Annotated in this window: 22 protein-coding genes; 9 read left to right on the top strand and 13 right to left on the bottom strand. The window is 45.3% G+C overall.

Annotated features, from left to right (window positions below):
• Window positions 1-4: 4 nt before the first annotated feature.
• From B0180_RS03910 to B0180_RS03895, 4 genes are read left to right on the top strand one after another with little or no spacing between them, the layout of a single operon-like run.
• Window positions 5-310, top strand: a complete 306-nt coding sequence (locus tag B0180_RS03910; protein WP_078255738.1) for a hypothetical protein — start codon at window positions 5-7, stop codon at window positions 308-310.
• Window positions 311-325: 15 nt separating this feature from the next.
• Window positions 326-646, top strand: a complete 321-nt coding sequence (locus B0180_RS03905) for a TusE/DsrC/DsvC family sulfur relay protein (protein WP_078255737.1) — start codon at window positions 326-328, stop codon at window positions 644-646.
• Between the two features lie 21 nt (window positions 647-667).
• Window positions 668-1150 (top strand): acyl-CoA thioesterase, encoded by a 483-nt coding sequence (locus tag B0180_RS03900; protein WP_049235811.1) that lies wholly within the window; start codon window positions 668-670, stop codon window positions 1148-1150.
• Window positions 1151-1155: 5 nt separating this feature from the next.
• Window positions 1156-2553 (top strand): DUF3482 domain-containing protein, encoded by a 1398-nt coding sequence (locus B0180_RS03895; RefSeq protein ID WP_078255770.1) that lies wholly within the window; start codon window positions 1156-1158, stop codon window positions 2551-2553.
• Window positions 2554-2634: 81 nt separating this feature from the next.
• Here the strand turns inward: B0180_RS03895 and B0180_RS03890 are convergent, their stop codons facing one another.
• From B0180_RS03890 to B0180_RS03875, 4 genes are all read right to left on the bottom strand, one after another.
• Window positions 2635-3954 carry an ABC1 kinase family protein gene (locus B0180_RS03890; protein WP_078255736.1) on the bottom strand — a complete coding sequence of 440 codons (1320 nt, stop codon included), beginning with the start codon at window positions 3952-3954 and terminating at the stop codon, window positions 2635-2637.
• Window positions 3955-4046: 92 nt separating this feature from the next.
• On the bottom strand, window positions 4047-4790 hold the full coding sequence (locus B0180_RS03885; protein ID WP_078255735.1) for a HesA/MoeB/ThiF family protein: 744 nt from the start codon (window positions 4788-4790) through the stop codon (window positions 4047-4049).
• On the bottom strand, window positions 4787-5683 hold the full coding sequence (gene prmC, locus B0180_RS03880) for a peptide chain release factor N(5)-glutamine methyltransferase (protein ID WP_078255734.1): 897 nt from the start codon (window positions 5681-5683) through the stop codon (window positions 4787-4789). The genes B0180_RS03885 and prmC overlap by 4 nt, the downstream gene beginning before the upstream one ends.
• A 3-nt stretch (window positions 5684-5686) precedes the next feature.
• A complete protein-coding gene (locus B0180_RS03875) occupies window positions 5687-7231 on the bottom strand; it encodes an AmpG family muropeptide MFS transporter (protein ID WP_078255769.1) in 1545 nt (514 codons plus the stop codon).
• A gap of 168 nt (window positions 7232-7399) precedes the next feature.
• Between B0180_RS03875 and B0180_RS03870 the strand changes: the two genes are divergently transcribed.
• Window positions 7400-8344 (top strand): LysR substrate-binding domain-containing protein, encoded by a 945-nt coding sequence (locus B0180_RS03870; RefSeq protein ID WP_078255733.1) that lies wholly within the window; start codon window positions 7400-7402, stop codon window positions 8342-8344.
• A gap of 126 nt (window positions 8345-8470) precedes the next feature.
• On the opposite strand, the gene B0180_RS03865 is transcribed toward B0180_RS03870, so the two are convergent.
• Complete coding sequence (locus B0180_RS03865) at window positions 8471-9919, bottom strand: SLC13 family permease (RefSeq protein WP_078255768.1); 1449 nt, start codon at window positions 9917-9919, stop codon at window positions 8471-8473.
• Window positions 9920-10261: 342 nt separating this feature from the next.
• On the opposite strand from B0180_RS03865, the gene xseB reads away from it, so the two are divergent.
• The gene (xseB, locus tag B0180_RS03860) at window positions 10262-10483 is read left to right on the top strand and encodes an exodeoxyribonuclease VII small subunit (RefSeq protein ID WP_049235805.1); all 222 of its coding nucleotides are present in this window, start codon (window positions 10262-10264) and stop codon (window positions 10481-10483) included.
• Between the two features lie 85 nt (window positions 10484-10568).
• Here xseB and pncB read toward each other — a convergent pair whose 3' ends face one another.
• Complete coding sequence (gene pncB / locus B0180_RS03855) at window positions 10569-11801, bottom strand: nicotinate phosphoribosyltransferase (protein WP_078255732.1); 1233 nt, start codon at window positions 11799-11801, stop codon at window positions 10569-10571.
• 232 nt (window positions 11802-12033) lie between these two features.
• Between pncB and lipB the strand changes: the two genes are divergently transcribed.
• On the top strand, window positions 12034-12777 hold the full coding sequence (gene lipB / locus B0180_RS03850) for a lipoyl(octanoyl) transferase LipB (RefSeq protein ID WP_078255731.1): 744 nt from the start codon (window positions 12034-12036) through the stop codon (window positions 12775-12777).
• 41 nt (window positions 12778-12818) lie between these two features.
• Window positions 12819-13349 carry an inorganic diphosphatase gene (locus B0180_RS03845; protein WP_049235802.1) on the top strand — a complete coding sequence of 177 codons (531 nt, stop codon included), beginning with the start codon at window positions 12819-12821 and terminating at the stop codon, window positions 13347-13349.
• Between the two features lie 47 nt (window positions 13350-13396).
• Here the strand turns inward: B0180_RS03845 and B0180_RS03840 are convergent, their stop codons facing one another.
• The 6 genes from B0180_RS03840 to mtgA form a co-directional block, all read right to left on the bottom strand.
• Window positions 13397-13912 carry a hypothetical protein gene (locus B0180_RS03840; RefSeq protein ID WP_078255730.1) on the bottom strand — a complete coding sequence of 172 codons (516 nt, stop codon included), beginning with the start codon at window positions 13910-13912 and terminating at the stop codon, window positions 13397-13399.
• Between the two features lie 80 nt (window positions 13913-13992).
• Entirely contained in the window at window positions 13993-14463 is a 471-nt protein-coding gene (gene ybaK, locus B0180_RS03835) for a Cys-tRNA(Pro) deacylase (protein ID WP_078255729.1), read from the bottom strand.
• Between the two features lie 31 nt (window positions 14464-14494).
• Window positions 14495-15586 (bottom strand): chorismate synthase, encoded by a 1092-nt coding sequence (gene aroC / locus B0180_RS03830; protein ID WP_078255767.1) that lies wholly within the window; start codon window positions 15584-15586, stop codon window positions 14495-14497.
• A gap of 105 nt (window positions 15587-15691) precedes the next feature.
• Window positions 15692-16177 carry a YchJ family protein gene (locus tag B0180_RS03825; protein WP_078255728.1) on the bottom strand — a complete coding sequence of 162 codons (486 nt, stop codon included), beginning with the start codon at window positions 16175-16177 and terminating at the stop codon, window positions 15692-15694.
• Window positions 16174-18573: a polyphosphate kinase 1 gene (gene ppk1, locus B0180_RS03820; protein WP_420866055.1), complete on the bottom strand. Its 2400-nt coding sequence runs from the start codon at window positions 18571-18573 to the stop codon at window positions 16174-16176. The genes B0180_RS03825 and ppk1 overlap by 4 nt, the downstream gene beginning before the upstream one ends.
• Window positions 18574-18735: 162 nt before the next feature.
• A complete protein-coding gene (gene mtgA / locus B0180_RS03815; RefSeq protein ID WP_078255727.1) occupies window positions 18736-19407 on the bottom strand; it encodes a monofunctional biosynthetic peptidoglycan transglycosylase in 672 nt (223 codons plus the stop codon).
• Window positions 19408-19481: 74 nt separating this feature from the next.
• Between mtgA and B0180_RS03810 the strand changes: the two genes are divergently transcribed.
• The gene (locus tag B0180_RS03810; protein WP_078255726.1) at window positions 19482-19880 is read left to right on the top strand and encodes a glutaredoxin family protein; all 399 of its coding nucleotides are present in this window, start codon (window positions 19482-19484) and stop codon (window positions 19878-19880) included.
• Window positions 19881-19930: 50 nt separating this feature from the next.
• On the opposite strand, the gene B0180_RS03805 is transcribed toward B0180_RS03810, so the two are convergent.
• A complete protein-coding gene (locus tag B0180_RS03805; protein WP_233424913.1) occupies window positions 19931-20923 on the bottom strand; it encodes a polyprenyl synthetase family protein in 993 nt (330 codons plus the stop codon).
• Window positions 20924-21014: the final 91 nt, after the last annotated feature.

Raw genomic sequence — 21014 nt, 5'->3', positions numbered from 1 at the left:
ATGGATGAAATTTTTAATTCATATCGATACCGACAGCGAATTAATCGGCTATGAAGCGATTGCTTTGGCGCTCACTTTGGCGACTTTTGACCATAATGTTCAGCTTGAACTCGGTGAGAAAGTGTTAGTTTTACTAACCAATCCTGAAAGCCGATTATATGGTATGATCCAGTCTTTGGCGCTTTATGATCTTCCCAAAGCATATCATGATTTTCAAGAGATTGATGCCTTGGATGATGCCATACAAGCATCATTACACTCAGGCAGCGCACGATCAGATGAGTACGATACAACACTATATTTTAATTAGATCATTGATATAACTATGGACCATTTACCCAGCCTAGATGATGACGGTCACCTAAAAGATCATACCGATTGGACGCCTGAGGTCGCACAAAGGCTTGCTGATACGCTTGGAGTGACGCTTGAAAGTGAACATTATCAGATCATTAGCGAGGTGCGTGTTTTTTTTGAAACTTATCACCACAGTCCATCGACACGCCCATTGATTAAGCATTTGATGCTAAGCTTACCCAGTCTTGATATCAGCAATCAAAAGCTACAACAGCTGTTTAAGACAGGCTTGGTAGCTCGGCATGTCAATCGCATTGCAGGCTTGCCTAAGCCACCGAATTGTTTATAATTCATTACATAAGGATTTGCCATGAGTGGATTTTGTACCCTAAATATCGCCCCAACTGACTTGACCATGACGGTACTGATGACGCCTGATATGGCGAATTTTTCAGGGAATGTGCATGGCGGCACTATCTTGAAGCTGCTTGACCAAGTTGCGTATGCCTGCGCCAGTCGCTATGCGGGCAGCTATGTGGTGACGCTGTCTGTTGACCAAGTGATTTTCAAAGAACCGATTTATGTGGGTGAATTGGTCACTTTTTTGGCGCGTATTAACCATGTGGGCACCACTTCCATGGAGGTGGGCATACGCGTGGAAGCGGAAAATATCCAAACTCGCACAGCGCGTCATACCAACAGCTGTTATTTTAATATGGTGGCTGTCGATCAAGAAGGCAAACCTGTGCCTGTACCGCCTTTGGTTTTGGATGATCCGCTTGCCAAACAGCGCTACGAAATGGCAAAAAAACGCAAGGAGCTGCGCATCGAACTTCAGCAGCACGAATGGTAAATCTTATGACGCCCACTTCATCCAATCGCCTGACCACCATCTCTGTGATCGGGCATACCAATGTCGGTAAGACATCGCTACTAAGAACCTTGCTGCGCGACAGCTATTTTGGCGAAGTGCACAACGCTTCAGCGACCACGCGCCATGTCAGTGCTGTTGATATACTAAGTAAAGACAATGTGCCACTGATCACTTTGCATGATACACCAGGATTAGAAGATGCCACAGGTGTGATGGATTTTTTACAGGATCACACCGATGGACGCGCCGATGGTGTAGAGCGCCTATCTGATTTTTTACAGGCAGTTCATAATCATGATGCGCGACTAGACGGGGATTTTAGCCAAGAAGCCAAGGTCATCAAAAGCTTACTTGAGGCAGATATTGCCCTTTATATTATTGATGCCAAAGAGCCGGTGCTTGGCAAATATAAAGATGAGCTTGCCATCTTGGCTGGATCAGGCACGCCGATTTTACCGGTTTTTAACTTCATTAATCATCCCAATCATCACATGCAGGCTTGGCGTGAGATGCTGTCACGGCGTGCACTACATGTGGTCAATGCCTTTGACACGGTCGCTTTTGACTTTGAAAATGAGATGGCTTTATGGTCAAATCTTAGCCTGTTATCCAACCATGATCAAAATATCGAAAGACTCAAGCAAGAGCGCAGCGATACATGGCATGAGCTGATGGAAACTGGTTCTGAGATGATCGCTGATTTTTTGATTAATGTCGCCGCATATCACCAAAAAATCGCAAGCGACGCCGATGCTACACCAACACTTAAGCAGATGCAAAATGCGGTGCGTCAAGGCGAATCGATTCTACATGATAAATTACTAAATTTATATCGATTTTATCATCAAAGCATCACCTCTGAGCGGCTAGATATCACAAGCAGCACCCAAGATGTGTTTGATAGCGAGCTATTGACTCAGTATGGGATACGCACAGCAGGCGGTAGCGTCACGGGAATGATCATCGGTGCAGGCATTGATGTGGCAACTTTGGGCGCAAGCCTTGGTCTTGGCACAGCCATCGGCGGTGTCATTGGCGGACTTTTACCAAATTCCACCACCATCAAAGACAAAGCGATGGGCGTGCAGACGCTCATGATTGACGCACCGACGATCACATTGCTCGCCGCTCGTGCCCAAAATCTACACCATCATCTTAGACATCGTGGGCACGCCAGCTTCTCAGAGATTACCACCAGCGATCAAAATTTGCCTTGGCAAAGCGATAAATTACCAAGCCCGATCAAAAAAGCGCGCAGCCATCCTAATTATTCAAGTCTCAATGGCAGCTACGATGACAAGGCGGCGCTTAGATCGGATTTGGCGCAACATTTGGCAGAAGTTTTAGTGACGCATTTACAAAGACTCGATATGAATCACTAAAAGCGTCATTAATCGCCAAATCTTTAGGCGGATGCATCAGGCTAAAGCTCATAAAGCAGCCCAATCACATGCGCGCCAAGATTAATTCAATCTCACCAAATCCAAGCGATTGCCTTCAAACAGCTCCATATCCGGCGCCAAAGTCACCATAAAGCGGTCAAAGTACAAAAGCTGCTTGGTCAATAATGCAAAATCTCTGGGGAAGTGGATGCCATGGCGCTTGCCAATGTCGACCATCTCTAGCATCATGGCATTTAGGCTATCGTTATTGACCGGTGCAGGCGCGGGGTCAGGTGTAATTTTGCCAAGCATCCGTTTTAGGTCATCTGCCAGATGATCAATGTTCATTTTATCGGAGGTGTGCGTCATACCGATATTGACCATCGCCTGTGCCATGCCATGATAATCATTCATTTGCAGACTTTGTACCAGGTTAAAGCATGCCTGCAGGCTGCTTGGCTGAATTTGACCCATTAACCCAAAGTCTAAAAAAGCAATCCGCCCATCATCAAGTAGCATCAGATTGCCTGCGTGCAAGTCAGCATGGAACTCGCCTGTCATCATCAAGGATAAAAACCAAGTATCCAAAACATCATTCATGATCTTTTTGCTGTCTTTGCCCGCCGTCCCATCCCAAACGAGCGATTCATCCACCAGCGACTTGCCAGTTAATAAATCCATGACCAATACTTTTTTGGTGGATAATCTATGATGCACCTTGGGTGCAGTGACTTGAGTATTGCCCACTTGATGCAGATGCGCTAAGAATTTATCAATATGGCGACTTTCTGCCAAAAAGTCGGTTTCTGCCAGCATTCTGGCGCGCATCTCATCCACAATCGGCGCAAGATTTGCCGCTTTTAGGCTTGGTACTGCTTTTTCTAGCGCCCAAAATACGCTATGCAGCACTCCCAGATCAGTTTGCATCACTGTCTCTACGCCTGGTTTTTGGATTTTAAGCGCGACTTGTCTGCCGTCAGCAAGGACCGCTTTATGCACTTGAGCAATACTGGCAGACGCCAAAGGCTTAGGATCAATATAAGAAAAAATATCGCCCAATCCGCGCTCGGGCGTCTCAAGCTCATCAATCAAAACTTGGCGAATATGCTCAAATCGTACTGGCGTCGTCTGATCCAAGCAGCCTTGAAATGCCAAAACATACTCTCTAGGAAAAATAGAAGGTGTACTAGCGATAAACTGTCCAAGCTTAATATAAGTTACACCCATCTGCTCAAAGGCTTCACGAAGCAGATGCGCATCCATTTTATCGCCCTTAGCGATTCTGAGCGCTGATAAGCCTGCAACACTTGCAGTTTTTTGGATACGCCCTAAAACATGCACACCTTGATTCAGTGCGTTTTTGGCGGTGGATAGTGGATTTTTTGGTAAGAATTTTGGCATAATCGTCGTTTGTTATTCAATAATTTGGTTTAAATGGTCATCAAAGACTGTCAATTCAAGAGTCTCGAAAAGTACATAAGCTGCTTAGACGCTCATGAGCCACAAACAGGACAGTGGGCATCACGGCAAATGCTTAGCTTTTTTAAGTGAAATCGCTCGCCCTGCCAAATCAGCAATTCATTGGCAATCGGATTGACACCCTTACCCAAAAAGCTAAGCGCAGCCTGTGATGCCAAAGCACCAATCACAGACACCGTACTTGCCAAAACACCAGACGTGGCGCAGCTCATCTCATCGCCCGCCTCCTCACCAAAGACGCACTGATAGCACGCCGTGGCAGTCGTATAAAGAGCAATTTGCCCCGTCTGAGCGATGGCAGAGGTTGATAACAGTGCAATCTTATGGTGATGACACGTGCGATTTAATACATCACGAATCAAAAAATTATCCGTACAATCGATCACCAGATCAGCAGTTTGGATAAATTGGGCGGCATTGGCTTGGGTGATTTTATCCGTGATGGCGGTGATGCTCACCCACTCGTTTTGTTTTTGTAGCGCATCTTTGGCAGCCAGTGCTTTAGATCTGCCGACATCTGATGTGGTGTATAAAATCTGGCGCTGCAAATTACTGACATCGACGACATCATGATCAATGATATCCACCGAGCCAATCCCTGCTCGCACCAAGACCTGAGCCACAGGACATCCTAAGCCACCCATGCCCACGATGATCGCATGGCTGTTTTTTAGGCGGATTTGCGCTTCCAAGTCCCAATCTTCGAGTAGGATTTGGCGTGAGTAGCGCATCATCTCATCGTCGGTTAGGTGTGTCATTCTCCGCCTCTGTCATCTTGTCGATACTGTCCAAGCGTGGCACGCTCATTGGCACCATAATCTTGAACGGTGCGTACATTGGCATAGCCTGCTTGTTCATACAATGTGCGCACCGCCGCCGCTTGATCAAATCCATGCTCAATGACCATCAGCCCGCCATCATTGAGATACGCCCTGCCTTCTTCGATAATGCGGCGAATATCTGCCAAACCACTCTCAGCTGCCACCAGTGCAGTGATTGGCTCATGCTGAAGGCGTGCCAAATGCTCGTCGTTTTCATTAATATAAGGTGGGTTGGTGATGATCAAATCAAATTTATCTGTCACCTTTGCAAACCAATCAGACTGCAAAACTTGGCAGCCAGCTTCAAGGCGTTGACTGTTCTGTGCGGCGACATTTAGTGCTTCAGTGCTGACATCGACCAGCGTTACCTGCACTAAAGGCAGCTCAAGCGCCAACGTGATACCGATACAGCCTGTGCCTGTGCCCAGATCCAAGATGGTGATGGGTTTTGTGATGTCATCTAGACGGTCAGTATTTTGCTTAAATTTGGGATGATTTAATACAGTTTCAATCAAAATCTCGGTATCTGCTCTAGGGATCAGCGTGTGTGCATTGACCAAAAATTCACGACCCCAAAAGCTTTGCCGCCCAATAAGGTAGGCAAGCGGCTCACCTGATGACAATCTTGCCAAGCCTGCTTGAATGTTTGAGATCTCATCTTCGGTCGGCTGATAGTCGCCATCAGTGATAAAAAATGCCAACGGCTGATTAAGTACATAACTTAGCCAACCATCAAGCCAATGCAGCGGCAAAGCATCAGAACTAATACTTTTAAAAATCTCACGGATCTGGCGCACAGTCAAACCGTGTAACTGAGTTATCGTTGGCACGGTTTATTCACCTATTTGGGGCTGACTGATGTCAATATGCTTATTCACAAGATAAATCAAAAATAGTACAGGAATACCAACCAAAAAGGTAAATCCAAAGAAAAACGCATAGCTTGTTGCATCCACGATACTGCCCGAATAGCCGCCGATCAACTTTGGCGCCAAAGTCATTAATGATGAAAACAACGCATATTGCACCGCTGTAAAACGAATCGAAGTCAGCGCCGATAAAAACGCAATAAACACCGCACTTGCCAAGCCTGCCGCTAAGTTATCCGTAATCACCGCAAAGTACATCATAGGCACTGTCGGGGTATAAAACAGTAAAATAAACAAAAGATTGGTCACACAAGCCAAGATGGCGCCAATACTCATCGCCTTGATGATATTCATTTTTTGGGCAAGCCAACCACCAATGAAACCACCGCCAATACTGGCAATCACCCCCACGACTTTCACTGCCTCGGCGATTTGGGTCTTACTAAAGCCTAAGTCTTGATAAAAAATATTTGAAATATTGCCTGCGATGACGTCACTGATGCGATACAGACCAATCAGCGCCAACAAAAAGATGGCTTTTTTGCCATAGCGGCGGAAAAAATCCATCACAGGCTCAACCCAAGTTTTGACAGCCATTTGCTTGGGTACTAGCCCTGCTTTGACCAATCCAAAGCCCATCAAGCCAAAGGCGGTCAGACTTGCCATAAAACGAAGCGTCCCATATATAAATCCAAGCAGCGTGCTGTCAGTCTCTGGCAGCACGCTGCCCACACCTCGGAACACCAAAATAAATGCAGCCACAGACAGCACAAACACCATCACCAATCTGACATAGTCTTTTGAGTCTTGGGTGACGGGCTTGACCACGGTTTTTGGTTCTGGAATGATCAGCGTAGTCAAAACACCAATGCCCATGACAGCTGCCATGATCAGATAGGTTTTTTGCCATGCTGCATAAGAATACGCCTCCATCGTCGAACCAAAAAAATCTGCCAAATACAGTGCACCTGCGCCCGACACGATCATGCCGATGCGATAGCCCATGACATAAGTCGCCGATAAAGCAGGCTGCATATCAGCAGGCGCGCTCTCAATACGATAGGCATCAATCACGATATCTTGGGAGGCTGAAGAAAAACCAAGCAAGACAGCACCTGCTGCCATGATGCTTAGCATCGCTTCACTACCTTGGGGATTGGTCATCGCCATCAGAATCAATGCACTGATGACCAAAATTTGGGTAAATAATAGCCAGCCGCGGCGTCTGCCCAAAAGACGCGTCAGCACAGGCAGTGGCAGCGTATCCACCAACGGCGCCCAGATGAATTTGAACGAATAACCCAGCGCCGCCCAGCTGAACATCGTCACCGTCGCGCGATCAATGCCCGCTTCACGAAGCCAAAGCCCCAAGCTTGAAAACACCAACGAGATGGGCACACCTGCTGCAAATCCCAAAAATAATAGCGCGACCGCCTGCTGATTAAAGTACGCCTGACGAAATGCCTGCCATGCGCTTGGATTGGCTTGATGCTGGATTGGACCGTTCATAATAGCTTGCTTAGGTTGAATGATGACAATGGGATAATAAAATTTTCCCATTTTACCTGAATTTTATGCAGTTTACTTGTCATTTTGGTAAATTTTTCCTACCTTTTTTTGTTAAAATTCGGTATGATGGGCTGATTTATCTTGACAACCATTCATGCAAGGATCTTTATGGCCATTGACATCGTCATTAATCAGCGTCATCTACAAATTCAGCTCAAGCAGCTTGAGACTGTTTGGCATACGGTAGTGAATGGCTATAATCTTAGCCAAGCAGCTGAGCTTTTGCACACCAGTCAATCCAGCCTATCTAAGCAAATCGCCGCACTCGAAAGTCAGCTAAAAGCAGATGTGTTCACCCGTCAAGGCAAGCGCTTAACAGGGCTGACGCCAATTGGCAAGGCGCTTTTGCCACACATTGAAGCGATTTTTGCCGAAATTCGCACCATTGAAAATTTAAGCCTTGATTTTAATAATGCTCAAGCAGGTACCTTAACCGTTGCCACCACACACACCCAAGCGCGCTATGTACTCCCCCAAATTGTCAAAGAATTTCGTGAAAAATTTGATAAAGTCAATCTGGTATTACAGCAGGCTGACCCCGAGACGATTGCTCAGATGGTGATTCGCGGTCAAGCCGATATCGGTATTGCCACTGAGTCGCTGCTTAATAATGCTGTGCTGCGCTGCCATCGCTATTATGATTGGTCGCACGTGATTATCGTACCCAAAGAGCACGAGCTGGCGGAATTTTCCGATATGCCTGACGGTGTTGATTTACCGACTCTAGCCAGTTATCCGATTGTGACTTATCATGGCGGCTTTACGGGTCGGGGTGCGATCGATAAGGTCTTTGAAAAAGCAGGATTTTCTCCCGATATTGTTCTAGCGGCGCTTGACTCGGATGTTATCAGTACCTATGTCTCAGCAGGGCTCGGCGTTGGAATCATTGCCGAGATGGCGTATCAGCCCAAGCACTATCCTGATTTGGTCGCTATTCCTGTCAGTTATTTTGGGCGATTTACCAGTTGGATTGCGGTGCGTGATGACAGTGAGATTCGTAAGTTTGGTCACGAATTCATCAAATTATGCCAAGCACAGTTTGACCAAAATTAAACCTATATACAATCTCTTAAAAACCACTTTTGACTGGTGGTTTTTGATTTTTAGGATTGATGATCATTTACAAAAAACACTAAAAATCCCCAAAAGGTCATTTTGGGGATTTTTAGTGTGATCACATTAAGCTAAGAACAGATACGCCCACGCGGTCACGATTAAGATGGCAATTAAGTTTAGCCAAAAACCGACCTTCATCATGTCTTTTTGCTTGACATGACCTGAACCCATAATGATGGCGTTCGGCGGTGTGGCAACTGGCATCATAAATGCACAAGAAGCACCAATACCGATGACCATGATCAATACTTCAGGCGGTAGTCCAAGCTGAACACCAATCGGCGCAAACAGTGGCACAAGCAAGGCTGCAGATGCGGTGTTACTGGTAAACTCTGTCAAGAAAATGATAAACGCAGCAATCACCAAGATCACAAGCAGGCTAGATGATCCGCTTAAGAAAGTTGCGATACTCTCACCCAAGACTGCAGATGCGCCTGTGTCTTTCATGATATTTGATAAAGCAATACCGCCACCAAACAGCATTAAGACGCCCCAGTCAGTATTATCTGAAATCTGCTTCCAGCTGACCAAACCAAGCATCAATACCGCCACCGCAGCAAACAAAGCGATGACTGTATCAGGACTGCTAAAGCCCAAAGCAGTGCCAAGCTGCTTACCAAAAATCCAGCTGGCAGCCGTAATGATAAACACAATCGTCGTCAAAATACGCGGCATGGTCATTGGGATGGCTTCTTGGGTACCAAGTTCAACACGCTGACCTAAGTTTGGGCGCAAGATCAGATACATGACACCGATCAAAAATGGCATGAGTACGATCGCCATCGGTAAGCCAAAACTCATCCATTCGCTAAAGCCGATGCCAAGCTCCTTGGCAGCGATCGCGTTTGGCGGTGAGCCAACCAATGTACCCAAGCCGCCGATAGAAGCAGAATAGGCAATGCCCAAAAGCACAAACAAAAAGGTGTTACGATCTTTGGTGGCGTCCACTTGAGCCAGCAAGCCAATCGCCAAAGGCAGCATCATGGCAGCTGTCGCCGTATTACTGATCCACATTGATAATGCCGCTGTGACGCCAAACATCATGATCACAGCACGCCCTAAGTGACCGCCAGCAAGCCCAATCAAGCCATAAGCGATTTTTTTATCCAGTTTTTGGACATGCAAGGTGGCTGCTAACGCAAAACCACCAAAAAATACAAAAATGATTGGGTCAGCAAAACTGGTCAATGCCGCTTTAGTATTAAAGTCAGGAATACCAATAAATAATGCAAGTAGCGGCACCAAGATGGCTGTTGCGGTGACATGGATCGCTTCGGTTAACCACAAGATGCCGATGAATGTTAGCAGCGCCAAGCCCTTATTCGCCAAAGGCTCAAATGGTAAAACAAACGCATAAAGCACATAAGCGATGATGGCTGCAATGACTGTGATGATAACGCCTTTGACGGCATCTGAGCGCACCTCACCAGAGGGTGGTACGCCATCGTCATCATGCTGAAAATCTGTTCTCAGCGTAAAGTCTGTTTCTTTTGATTGATCTGATCGTGTCATATTAAATCCTTGATCATAAACTCTCATGCAGTGCCGATGATCTTCGTCAACACCCACAAGCTCACCCAAATCCACAAAAATCAATTTAAGCACAAAAAAGTCTGCAAGCCACGACTATGCAGACACTCCCTTTTGCCCATTGATTTTCCACTATTAAAAGTATGATAACAAAAATATAATAATTTGCAATGATTTTGTGACACCCATCAAACAAAGATTAGCAATTCAGAGGTTTATTTTGATAATGAGCGTACTTAATGGTTGAATTTATAAATGACTTAACATCATCCCAAAAATTCGTTACAATAATCAGAATACTTTGACGATCAAATGATGACTACCATGAGCCAAACCACCCCTGAGAACTTTAAAGACGCTTATCACATCTTAAAAACCAATGCCGATAAACTTGAGCAGTCTCAAACCTTAGATATTGATAATCTGGTGACGATTGTGGAGGAGTCTTTGGCGGCGTACCGTGTTTGTCAATCTCGCATTGAGGCAGTGGAGCAGGCGCTGCAATCGGCTTTTGAGCAAGCAGAAGTCGCCACCCAAGACGCATAATCTTACGCTTTATTACACTCTTCTAGCAGCCTTTTATTCATATAAAAAGCTAGATAACCAAATCAGCCCATCCAGCTTTTTATGCTTATTCTTTGATTTCAAAGACCTGCTTAAGATACGCCAAATAAGTGTCATCATCAATCATCGTCTTACCTGGACTGTCGGACAGTTTGGCGACTGGCTGTCCATTACAAGCCACCAGTTTTAGGACGATGTTTAGCTGCACCACACCCATATCATTGGTCAGGTTTGTGCCGATACCAAAGCCAGTTTTGATTTTTCCCTTAAAATGCTGATGTAGATCCCACGCTTTTTGTAGGGTCAAGCCGTCGCTGAAGGTCAGAATTTTTGTTTTTGGGTCAATTTTTAGTTGATGGTAGTGTGCAATTGCCTTCTCGCCCCACTCATAAGGATCGCCACTATCATGACGAAGCCCATCAAATAATTTGGCAAAATACAAATCAAAATCACGCAAAAACGCATCCATACCGACCACATCGGTCAGTGCAATGCCCAAATCGCCGCGGTACTCGCGTACCCAACAATCCAGTGCCGCTTTTTGAGAATCTCTTAGTCGCACATCCAAAGCTTGAAAGGCTTGCATAAACTCATGCGCCATCGTCCCAATTGGCGTGATGCCAAGCTGCTTAGCCAAATAAACATTGGAAGTACCACGAACAATCTCAGGGCACGCTTCATAAAGTGATTTGACCACATGATATTGCCACGCTTTACTGAATCGGCGACGCGTCCCAAAATCAGCCACCGTAAAGGCTTTATCAGCGGACATCGGCTCGGCGCTTTGCTTGGCATGATAGTCGCGCAATAACGCAATCTTGGCATCCAATCGTTTTTGACCTTCTGCCATGATATCATCCGTCACCAAGCGACGATAATAAAGCTCACTGACAATACAAAGCACAAAAATCTCAAAAAACATCGCTTGGATCATCGGACCTTCGATGTCGATGTTTAAAAAATTATTGTCATCTGTAGAAACCGTAATAAAACGGCGCTTAAGCGAAAATAATTCTAAATAGTCCACAAAATCCGATTTAATAAATCGCAAGCCGCGCAAATAATCAAGCTCGTCTTGAGTGAATGTTAGCTGACACAAATAATCCAGCTGCTGCTCAAGATCTGCTCTAATCTCTCCCAAAGGAAAGGCGGTTTCGTGATTATTACGACAGCGAAACCGATAAACACCATGCGTCTGCGGAAACTGGTGTAGCATGGCTTGAAGCATGGTAAATTTATACAAATCATTATCAAGCAGCGATGTGACAATCGGTTCATCGGCGTTCAAAAAGACATTCATAAGCCTTTAATCCGTGGTTGATTCTTATAAAAATCCCTATCATACACAAAAACACCCTGATTTGCATCATTTTATGGGGTTTTTATCTATTTTTCATTAATTATACATTAATAATTATCAAACCTCTTCTGCCCCATGGTCAGCTGACCATAAATTATCTTGCAATCTGCCAATAAACCCCTTATTATGACAAAAGTTTATAATCATAAAAACCAAGTCCAATCCCTTTGACATGAATACTATCACGCCCTCTTGCTATCCTGAGCTTCAAACTCTATCGACCGAAGATCTGATCGTGCGGCTTTTTGATGATGCTGACTATCAAGCCACTCACGAAGCCATGCTAAATCACACGCTGCAGCGCATCGAGGATAAAAAGTCAGCACAGCATCATGCTGACGAGCTGTGGATCGTCGAGCATCAAGATGTTTATACGCTGGGGCAAGCTGGCAAGCCTGAACATATCTTATATCGCACAGACACGCCAGTGATCCAAACCGATAGAGGCGGTCAGGTGACTTGGCATGGTCAAGGTCAGCTGGTGGTCTATTGGTTGTTTGATCTGCATCGTTTGAATTTTGGCGTTCGAGATTTGGTTAGCCATGCCGAACAAGCCATCATCGATGTAGTTGGTGAGTATCTGCCTGATGCGCTGACTGTGAAAGCTCGGCGTGATGCACCTGGGGTATATATTTATAATCAAGCAGGCGATATGCTTGGCAAAATTGCAAGCTTGGGCTTTAAGATCAAGCAAGGCTTTAGCTATCATGGCATCGCCATCAATTTGGTCAATGATCTGAGCGCATTTAATGCCATCAATCCTTGTGGCTATGCAGGAATGCCAATGGCAAAACTCTCAAGTTTTGGGCAATTTAATCAAGCTCAGATGGGTGAGTTCATCGCCAAATTGATCAAAAATATCGCTGAGCGTCATGCAGGTTTGGTTGAATTACGACCCCAAGATACGCTAAAATGAGCTTGTTTTTTTATCATCTTTTTAATTTCACGGAGTAACTCATGGCAGATTTTAATAAAATTCTAGACGCAGGCGATGTTGATGGTGGTATCATCAATGTGGTTGTTGAAATTCCTACTGGCTCAAACCACAAAATCGAATGGAACCGCCACTTGGCGTGTTTTGAGCTTGATCGTGTTGAGCCGATTGCGTTTGCTAAGCCATGCAACTATGGCTTCATCCCTCAAACCCTAGATGAAGATGGCGATGAGCTTGACGCCTTGATCATCACAGAGCAGCCTTTAACCACAGGCATTTTCCTAAAAGCCAAAGTGATCGGCGTTATGAAGTTTGTGGATGATGGCGAAGTGGATGATAAAGTGATCGTTGTCCCTGCTGATGATCGTAATAATGGCAATGCTTATAACAGCTTAGAAGATTTGCCTAAGCAGCTGATCAAGCAGCTTCAATTCCATTTTAGTCATTACAAAGATCTAAAAAAACCAGGCTCAACCGTTGTTGAAGGTTTTTTTGATGCTGATGTAGCCAAAGAAGTGATCAAAGAAAGCCAAAAGCGTTGGACTGAGCAATAATTTGAGCATATCGATAAAAATGGTCGAAAATCAGTTTTCGACCATTTTTAGTACTCATCTTTGGGTGGAATGATATCAATTTGGATGACATAATCCATGATGGGCGGTCTACTACCAAATGCATTGTATTGTAAACGGATGACATGACGACCATTTTTGGTCACCATAAATCCGCCATTGTCAAAATCATGCCAATCTGGCCGTGTTAAGCTAAGCTCAATCCGTCGATCCGAGACGCTCGCCTCAACAGTGTCGCCAATATTAGGATAAATGAAATAATCACAAGAATCGGTCGCCAAGGTGTCGTGTCTTAATATTTGAGTGCGATCAACCTTTTTTTGTACCAATCTTGGGCAGCTGTTTTGGGCTTTGGCTTTTTTGAGCAGATTGGGAGCATTCACTGTACTATTTTTGGGCTGCTGAAGACCAATAGGCGCAGACGCATCTTTGCTTGCCTGATCCTCTTGACAGGCAGTTAATCCCATCAGCGATAATATCATCGCAGCAGGATAGCTGTTATAATTTTTAAGCGTTTGCTTAATTGGTAGCAGTATCTTCACCATCAACACACTTTTATGGCTGCATCATCAAAAATGTCTGATAATTGATCAGTCATCATCTTACTCATATCCATTCACACACATCATACCGACTCAATGACATCAGCAAACATTGCATTCAATAATTTTGCCAAATCATTTGGATGGATACCAACATCACAGCCACGCTTACCGCCGCTAACATACATACACTCAAGGTGTTTTGCTTGGGTTTGTATCACGGTTTTGAGGCGCTTTTTTTGAGCCAATGGACTGATGCCACCCACCAGGTAACCGGTGATTCTCTCGGCATCTTTAGCGTTCGCCATTTGTAATTTTTTAGCGCCCACCGCCATTGCCAGTTTTTTGAGACTCAATCGACAATCCACAGGTAAAATTGCCACAAAGTAGGCTTTGCCGTCTGTCGCCAATAATGTCTTAAACACTTGATCGGCGGGCAAATTAAGTTTTTGGGCAGCTTCAAGCCCAAAGCTAGACGCATTTGGATCATGCTCATACTCAAGCACCTGATGAGCAATTTTTTGTTTTTGTAACAATTTGATGGCAGGTGTCATGACAGTCCATGAGTCAGTTTAATCAGAGGTATTAATTTTCAATGGGCTTTAGTGGTGGCAAAACGTCAGCATTTTGGGCACGATGGCGTAAGTAATGATCCAAAATCACAATGGCAAGCATCGCCTCTGCAATGGGTGTGGCACGCACACCCACACAAGGATCATGGCGACCTTTGGTAATCACATCAACCGCCTCGCCATCAAGATTGATCGTTTTGCCAGGTGTGGTGATGCTGGCGGTTGGTTTCAGCGCAATGGCAACACGGATCGTTTGACCACTGGAGATGCCACCCAAAATACCGCCAGCATGATTGGCAGCAAAGCCATCAGGTGTCAGCTCATCTCGGCTGTCGTGTCCAAATTGTGCCGCCACATCAAAACCATCGCCAATCTCTACCGCCTTAACCGCATTGATCGACATCATGGCGTGTGCGATATCAGCGTCTAAGCGATCAAACACAGGCTCACCAAGCCCTACAGGCACATTCTCGGCAAATATCTCAAGCCTAGCGCCGCAGCTTGTACCCTGTTCGCGCAGCGATGTGACCAGTTCCTCAAATCTAGGAATGGCTTCGGCATCCCCGCAGAAAAATGGATTATTATTCACCAAGTCCCAATCTAGTGTCTGTGCTTTTTGGGTGCCAATTTGAGTGACATGACCGCGTATCACGATGCCCAAGCGCTCTTTAAGGTACTTCTTAGCGATCGCACCTGCCGCCACACGCATTGCGGTCTCTCGCGCAGAGGAACGACCGCCGCCACGATAATCTCGAAAGCCATATTTCATCGTGTAAGTGTAGTCAGCATGATTTGGGCGAAATGTATTGGCGATATTGCCATAATCTTTGGATTTTTGATCGGTATTGCGAATCAGTAGCCCAATGGGTGTGCCAGTGGTACGTCCTTCAAAGACGCCAGAGATAATCTCAACCATATCCGCTTCTTTTCTTTGAGTGGCGAATTTAGATGTGCCGGGCTTACGGCGATCAAGCTCAACTTGCAGATCTTCTGCGCTCAGCATGAGCCCGGGTGGCACACCGTCCACAATCGCCATCAAACCTGCGCCATGCGATTCCCCACATGTCGTCACAGTAAATATTTGCCCAATGGTATTGCCTGCCATGATGCCACCTTCGTCCGATTTGTATAAAAATTGCGTTATTTTAGCATATTTTGGGCAATTAAAAAGCAGGATATTTGATACCCTGCTTTTAAACATTTTGATCATTTATAAAAATTTACCGCAGCACGCCTTAAATTTTTCGCCAGAACCACATAAACATGGCTGCTTACCGCTCAAAGTAATTGGCAGTGTCGGATCAAGAAAATACCACCGATCTTGCCCATTTTCATTGATTGTCACAAATGCTGAGCGCTCATTATGACATCCTTGGGTGCCCGACTCTTCAAAATACGCACGAAAATGCACTTGAGCATGGCGCTTGCCAATTTTGGGAGCAGTAGTCATGATCTCAAGATGGTGCCAATGGGTTTGCTCTGCCCATGCCTTTAGCGCAGATACTTCTAAAAGCGGCTGCAAAGCCGGCAGAGTGGTTTGTATGATGTAGTCAATATCTTGAAGTACAAACGCACTGTAACGAGAGCGCATCAAGCATTCGGCAGTCGGCGCAAACTCACTGCCATCATGATACCGATGGCAGCAGTTGGCATAGCTTTTCAGCGAGCCACACGGGCATTCCTTGACTGCTTTCAAGAGGTGATTTTTTCAAGTAAGACTTTTTGGGCGTCGTGCGTGCCACCTGACAATGAAAGCGGGTGCCACTCTCCATTACCTGACAGCTCCCAAGCCTGCACATCATCTTCTAGATAGTTAATCAAACCATCTTCATAAATTTTCTTAAAGATCTTTTTATCAAGCACAGGGAATGCCACTTCGACACGATGCAATAAATTTCGATCCATCAAGTCTGCTGAGCTACAGTACAGGCGCTCTTCGCCCCCATTTTCAACATCATTACCAAAATAATAGACGCGCGTATGCTCCAAGAATCGACCCACAATGGAGCGAACACGGATATTTTCAGACAGACCTGCCACTTGCGGACGAAGACAGCAAATAGAGCGTACAATCAAATCAATTTGAACACCCGCGATGCTTGCTTCATACAGTTTATTGATCATTTTTCGCTCTGTCAGTGCGTTGAATTTCATGATGACGCGCCCTTTTTTGCCGGCTTTGACATGGGCAATTTCATCATCAATCAGACGCATCAAAGTATCATGAAGCGTAAATGGCGCATGAAGAATCTGCTTGGATGGTACGGGTCTACCCATCCCTGTCAGCTGCTGGAACACGCCTGCCACATCTTCGGTGACTTCGGTATTGGCAGTGAACAGACCATAGTCTGTATAGGCTTTGGCATTCCCTGCGTGGTAGTTGCCCGTGCCCAGATGCACATAGCGGCGAATTTTACCATTTTCACGGCGCACAATAAGCATCATTTTGGCATGTGTCTTGTAGCCTACGATACCATAAACCACCACGGCACCTGCTTCTTGAAGCATATTGGCGACAGCGATGTTTGACGCTTCATCAAACCTTGCGCGCAGCTCAATGACAGCAGTCACTTCTTTACCGCTTCGAGCGGCAGCAGCAAGCGCCTGAACGATCTCAGAGTTCACCCCTGAGCGATAAATGGTCTGCTTAATGGCAAGAACATTGGGATCATTTGCCGCCTGCCACAGCAAGTTAATCACCGGATTAAAGGTATGAAATGGATGATGGACAAGCACATCTTGGCGTGATATTGCCGCAAACATCGAGCCTGCACTGCCCATATCTATATCACGAAACGCCTTTGGCATGGCAGGCGTAAAGGGTTTGAATTTCAATTCAGGGCGATCAAAACTGGTCAAAAGCCGCGTTAGATTCACAGGGCCATTGACGCGATACAGCTGAGATTCATCTAACTCAAATTCATCCAATAGAAAATCGCAAATTTCTTGAGGGCAATTTGTGGTAACTTCCAATCGCACTTCTTGACCAAAGCGGCGATTATCAAGTTCACCTTCTAAAGCTTTGGCAATATCATCGACATCATCAGCCAGTGCCAAATCAGCGTTTCGAGTGAGTCGGAACTGATAGCAGCCAGTTACTTTCATACCCAAAAACAGCTCATTGACATGCTCATGAATGACCGCCGAGAGCATGACATGATGCTCTTTACCATCGGTGATCTCATCAGGCAGGCGAATGACACGAGGCAATGAACGAGGCGCAGGTACGATCGCACGATTGATATCACGACCAAAGGCATCTTTCCCTTCTAGACTGATGATGAAGTTCAAAGATTTGTTCACAAGTCTTGGGAAAGGATGCGCCGGATCAATGCTGATCGGTGTCAATACGGGCTTAACTTGGCTTAAGAAGTATTCTCTTAGCCATGCGCGCTGTTCTGCATCCAGCTCATCACGGCGCAGATAGCGGATTTCGTGCTTGGCAAGCTGTGGCAGGATTTCGTCATTTAAAATCTGATACTGCTGAGCGACGGCGCCATGAGCGATATCGCTGATGATTTGCAAAATTTCGCTGGGCTTACGACCATCTAGGCTGCTCACCTGATCGCCTTGCTTCATTTTTTGTAATAAGCCAGCAACGCGAATCTCAAAAAACTCATCTAAGTTTGAGGAAAAAATAGTCAAAAAGAACATACGCTCAAGCAAAGGATGATTTGGATTGGCAGCTTGCGCTAAGACTCTGAGCTGAAATCTCAGCGCTGATAAGTCACGATTGATATAGCATTCAGGCGTAAAACCACCCTTTTCATCAAATAAATGATCAATCTGAGTCAGATGCGATTTAGCTACTGGTTCACTCACAGGAACAGGGGCATCTGCCAAATCAAGCTCACCAAGAGCGATTGGGCTTGAGTAGCTTTGAGCGCTTTGCTCAACTTGGTCGGGTTGCCCAGGTTGGTAAATTTGAGTGTTTTGGTTAGTTTGATCAAGTTGATCGGTTGGCTTGTTAGTGTCAGCTTGATTGGCTTGATTGACATTATTCATAGTGTTAATCATGGCATGTTCCCTAAAAGTTGCCAAAATTTGGAGGATGGATGTGTATAATGCCTGAAGGCGAAATTTATGATTCATATTGCATTTCGATGATTACAGCTTAAATTATTGTTGAACTTAATTAACCGGTCACCGACTGCCATGTGGGCACTTGTGGATCCCCGTCAAAATACCAAAAATTAATGACAGCTTAATGACACATCAAGCTGATAATGTCTATATTATAACTCTCAAAATATCTCAGGGAATCTGTGCGCTATTCATTCGCCGTATGATGATTCTTTGCTTGTTTCTGAGTCGCTTGGCGTTAAGCCTTTCTCCATAATATTTAGGATTTGGTAACAAACTGATAAGCAAAGCTGCTTGATCACGGCTTAAGTTCGCCGCCGAACGCCCAAAATAATGTCGTGATGCCGCTTCGATGCCATAAATCCCCTCGCCAAATTCAGCCACATTCAGATATACCTCCAAAATGCGCTGCTTTGACCATAAGGTTTCCATCATCACGACAATAATGGCTTCTTCGGCTTTTCTGACATAAGAGCGATGCGACGTCAAAAATAAATTTTTTGCCAGTTGCTGACTGATGGTCGATCCTCCGGCAGAGACAGCGCCCTGAGCTTCATTCGAGCGCATCGCTGTTTGCATGCTATCAAAATCAAAGCCGCGATGCATAACAAATTTACCATCCTCACTGGCAACGGCGGCTTGCTTGGCTGACTTAGCAATGCGGTCATAATCCACCCAAGTTTGGGTAACACTGCCACCTGACAGCCTGTGCCAAAGCATAAATGCGGAATTTTGAACAGGTAAATTTCCCCACACCACCAACAGCCCTGCCACCATCACATGAAAACTAAAAAACAGTACTAATAAAGGCGCAAGAATCCATTTAAAAAATGTGCGAAACACGCTAAAATACTCATCTGTTAATCAATGCACCTATCATACCTTATCAGCGCTTTATTGTATAGCCTTGCAAATTTATGTCAAATTATCTTAGCTCACAGACACTTAAGGCGCTTGGGCAGCTTTCTGATGATCGCCATGCGTTATCAAGACTGCCCAAACAAGCTTATCAGCCCATCCTTGCCCAAATTTTGGCAACTTTGGGCGCGGCAAATCAAGACTGGTATTTGCTTGGCACAGAAAGCTGTCATCTATGCCACAGCGCCCAAGCCGTCATAGAACAGGCTTTGGCAATGACCAGCACACCGCTGACTTTTGGCGTTCTGGATTTGGCAGACAGCCAAGATGAATCACTGATTGACGCACTTGGCATATACATTCCCATTTTGATCACTCAAGATCAAATGATGCTGTATCCTTTTGGGCTGATGGATGTGATGAATTTGCTCAATGAATCAGCTTTTAGACCGTTTTAAGCTTAATAAAAATGCCATCATCATTGACAGCATCTTAATCAAACTAGACTCTACACAAGGCGAGCACTGGCAAGCTCGGTCAGCAGATGCAGCCCCTGACGATAGCGATTGTTAGGTAGATTATTAAGGGCTTGTTGGGCTTTTTGAGTTTCTTCAAGTGCACGCGCCTTACAGTAGTCAAGCGCACCAGATGACTGTACAAGCTTAATGAGCACTTGCACATCATCGACTTTGCCTGTTTGCACCGCGATGCGCAGCTTATCGTACGCTGCAGGATCAGTATTTTTTAAGAGTTCTAAGGTTTTGATGATGGGCAGCGTAGGCTTGCCCTCTGCCAAATCATCGCCCAAGTTTTTGCCCATGACGGCAGCATCACCACTAAAATCCAATACATCATCAATCATCTGAAAGGCATTGCCAAAATGGTAAGCAAATGCGCCCAAATCATCAAGTAGCTCATCACGACCTTGTAGCAGCGCCGCGCCTTTGGTCGCCATCATAAATAGCCTAGAAGTTTTACCATCAATGATTTGCAAATAGTCAGCTTCTACGGTTTTGGGATTATGCTGATGCTGCAGCTGAAGCACCTCGCCTTCGGCGATATCACAAGTGCCATCACTGAATAATTTTAACAGCGGCAAATTATTAAAGCTGACCAATAAATTGAATGATCGAGCAATCAAATAATCCCCCACCAAAACCGCCGTCGGATTGTCCCAAGTGGCGTTTGCTGTCGGTTTGCCTCGTCTAAGACCTGAAGCATCGATCACATCATCATGCACCAAAGTCGCCGTGTGTAGCATCTCAGTGATCGCCGCCAGCTGCATCGCTTGCTCACTTTGTACATCATTCAGCATTCGCGCCGTCAAAAGCGTGATCAAAGGACGCATTCTTTTACCGCCTGCGTCGATCACATGTTTAGACACGCTCATCACCAGTTGTACTTTGGAATTTAGACTACCAAAGACCTGTTTGTCCATAATGGCAAAGTCTTCAGAAACAATGGCTTGGATGTCGGCATAAGTCAGCTGAGAGGCATTCATAATTGATAAATCTGTCTTAAAATCAAAAACGCTATCATAGCATAAAATTATGACAACTCAAACCTTGCATTGATGCTTTCAAAAGGCTTGG

The sequence above is a fragment of the Moraxella canis genome (assembly GCF_002014965.1).
GTDB classification, from domain to species: Bacteria; Pseudomonadota; Gammaproteobacteria; order Pseudomonadales; family Moraxellaceae; genus Moraxella; species Moraxella canis.
Note: the sequence above shows the minus strand (reverse complement) of the source record. Positions and strands in the feature narration are given on the sequence as shown.

Bases quoted from the DNA above. Each gene is read 5' to 3' on its own strand.
- B0180_RS03885 (WP_078255735.1), bottom strand. From the start codon at position 4,790: ATGACACACCTAACCGACGATGAGATGATGCGCTACTCACGCCAAATC.
- aroC (WP_078255767.1), bottom strand. From the start codon at position 15,586: ATGGCAGGCAATACCATTGGGCAAATATTTACTGTGACGACATGTGGG.
- ppk1 (WP_420866055.1), bottom strand. From the start codon at position 18,573: ATGAATCATAAATTTCGCCTTCAGGCATTATACACATCCATCCTCCAA.
- B0180_RS03890 (WP_078255736.1), bottom strand. From the start codon at position 3,954: ATGCCAAAATTCTTACCAAAAAATCCACTATCCACCGCCAAAAACGCA.
- xseB (WP_049235805.1), top strand. From the start codon at position 10,262: ATGAGCCAAACCACCCCTGAGAACTTTAAAGACGCTTATCACATCTTA.
- B0180_RS03865 (WP_078255768.1), bottom strand. From the start codon at position 9,919: ATGACACGATCAGATCAATCAAAAGAAACAGACTTTACGCTGAGAACA.
- B0180_RS03840 (WP_078255730.1), bottom strand. From the start codon at position 13,912: ATGGTGAAGATACTGCTACCAATTAAGCAAACGCTTAAAAATTATAAC.
- ybaK (WP_078255729.1), bottom strand. From the start codon at position 14,463: ATGACACCTGCCATCAAATTGTTACAAAAACAAAAAATTGCTCATCAG.
- B0180_RS03905 (WP_078255737.1), top strand. From the start codon at position 326: ATGGACCATTTACCCAGCCTAGATGATGACGGTCACCTAAAAGATCAT.
- pncB (WP_078255732.1), bottom strand. From the start codon at position 11,801: ATGAATGTCTTTTTGAACGCCGATGAACCGATTGTCACATCGCTGCTT.
- B0180_RS03875 (WP_078255769.1), bottom strand. From the start codon at position 7,231: ATGAACGGTCCAATCCAGCATCAAGCCAATCCAAGCGCATGGCAGGCA.
- B0180_RS03870 (WP_078255733.1), top strand. From the start codon at position 7,400: ATGGCCATTGACATCGTCATTAATCAGCGTCATCTACAAATTCAGCTC.
- B0180_RS03895 (WP_078255770.1), top strand. From the start codon at position 1,156: ATGACGCCCACTTCATCCAATCGCCTGACCACCATCTCTGTGATCGGG.
- B0180_RS03805 (WP_233424913.1), bottom strand. From the start codon at position 20,923: ATGAATGCCTCTCAGCTGACTTATGCCGACATCCAAGCCATTGTTTCT.
- B0180_RS03910 (WP_078255738.1), top strand. From the start codon at position 5: ATGAAATTTTTAATTCATATCGATACCGACAGCGAATTAATCGGCTAT.
- B0180_RS03900 (WP_049235811.1), top strand. From the start codon at position 668: ATGAGTGGATTTTGTACCCTAAATATCGCCCCAACTGACTTGACCATG.
- B0180_RS03810 (WP_078255726.1), top strand. From the start codon at position 19,482: ATGTCAAATTATCTTAGCTCACAGACACTTAAGGCGCTTGGGCAGCTT.
- lipB (WP_078255731.1), top strand. From the start codon at position 12,034: ATGAATACTATCACGCCCTCTTGCTATCCTGAGCTTCAAACTCTATCG.
- B0180_RS03845 (WP_049235802.1), top strand. From the start codon at position 12,819: ATGGCAGATTTTAATAAAATTCTAGACGCAGGCGATGTTGATGGTGGT.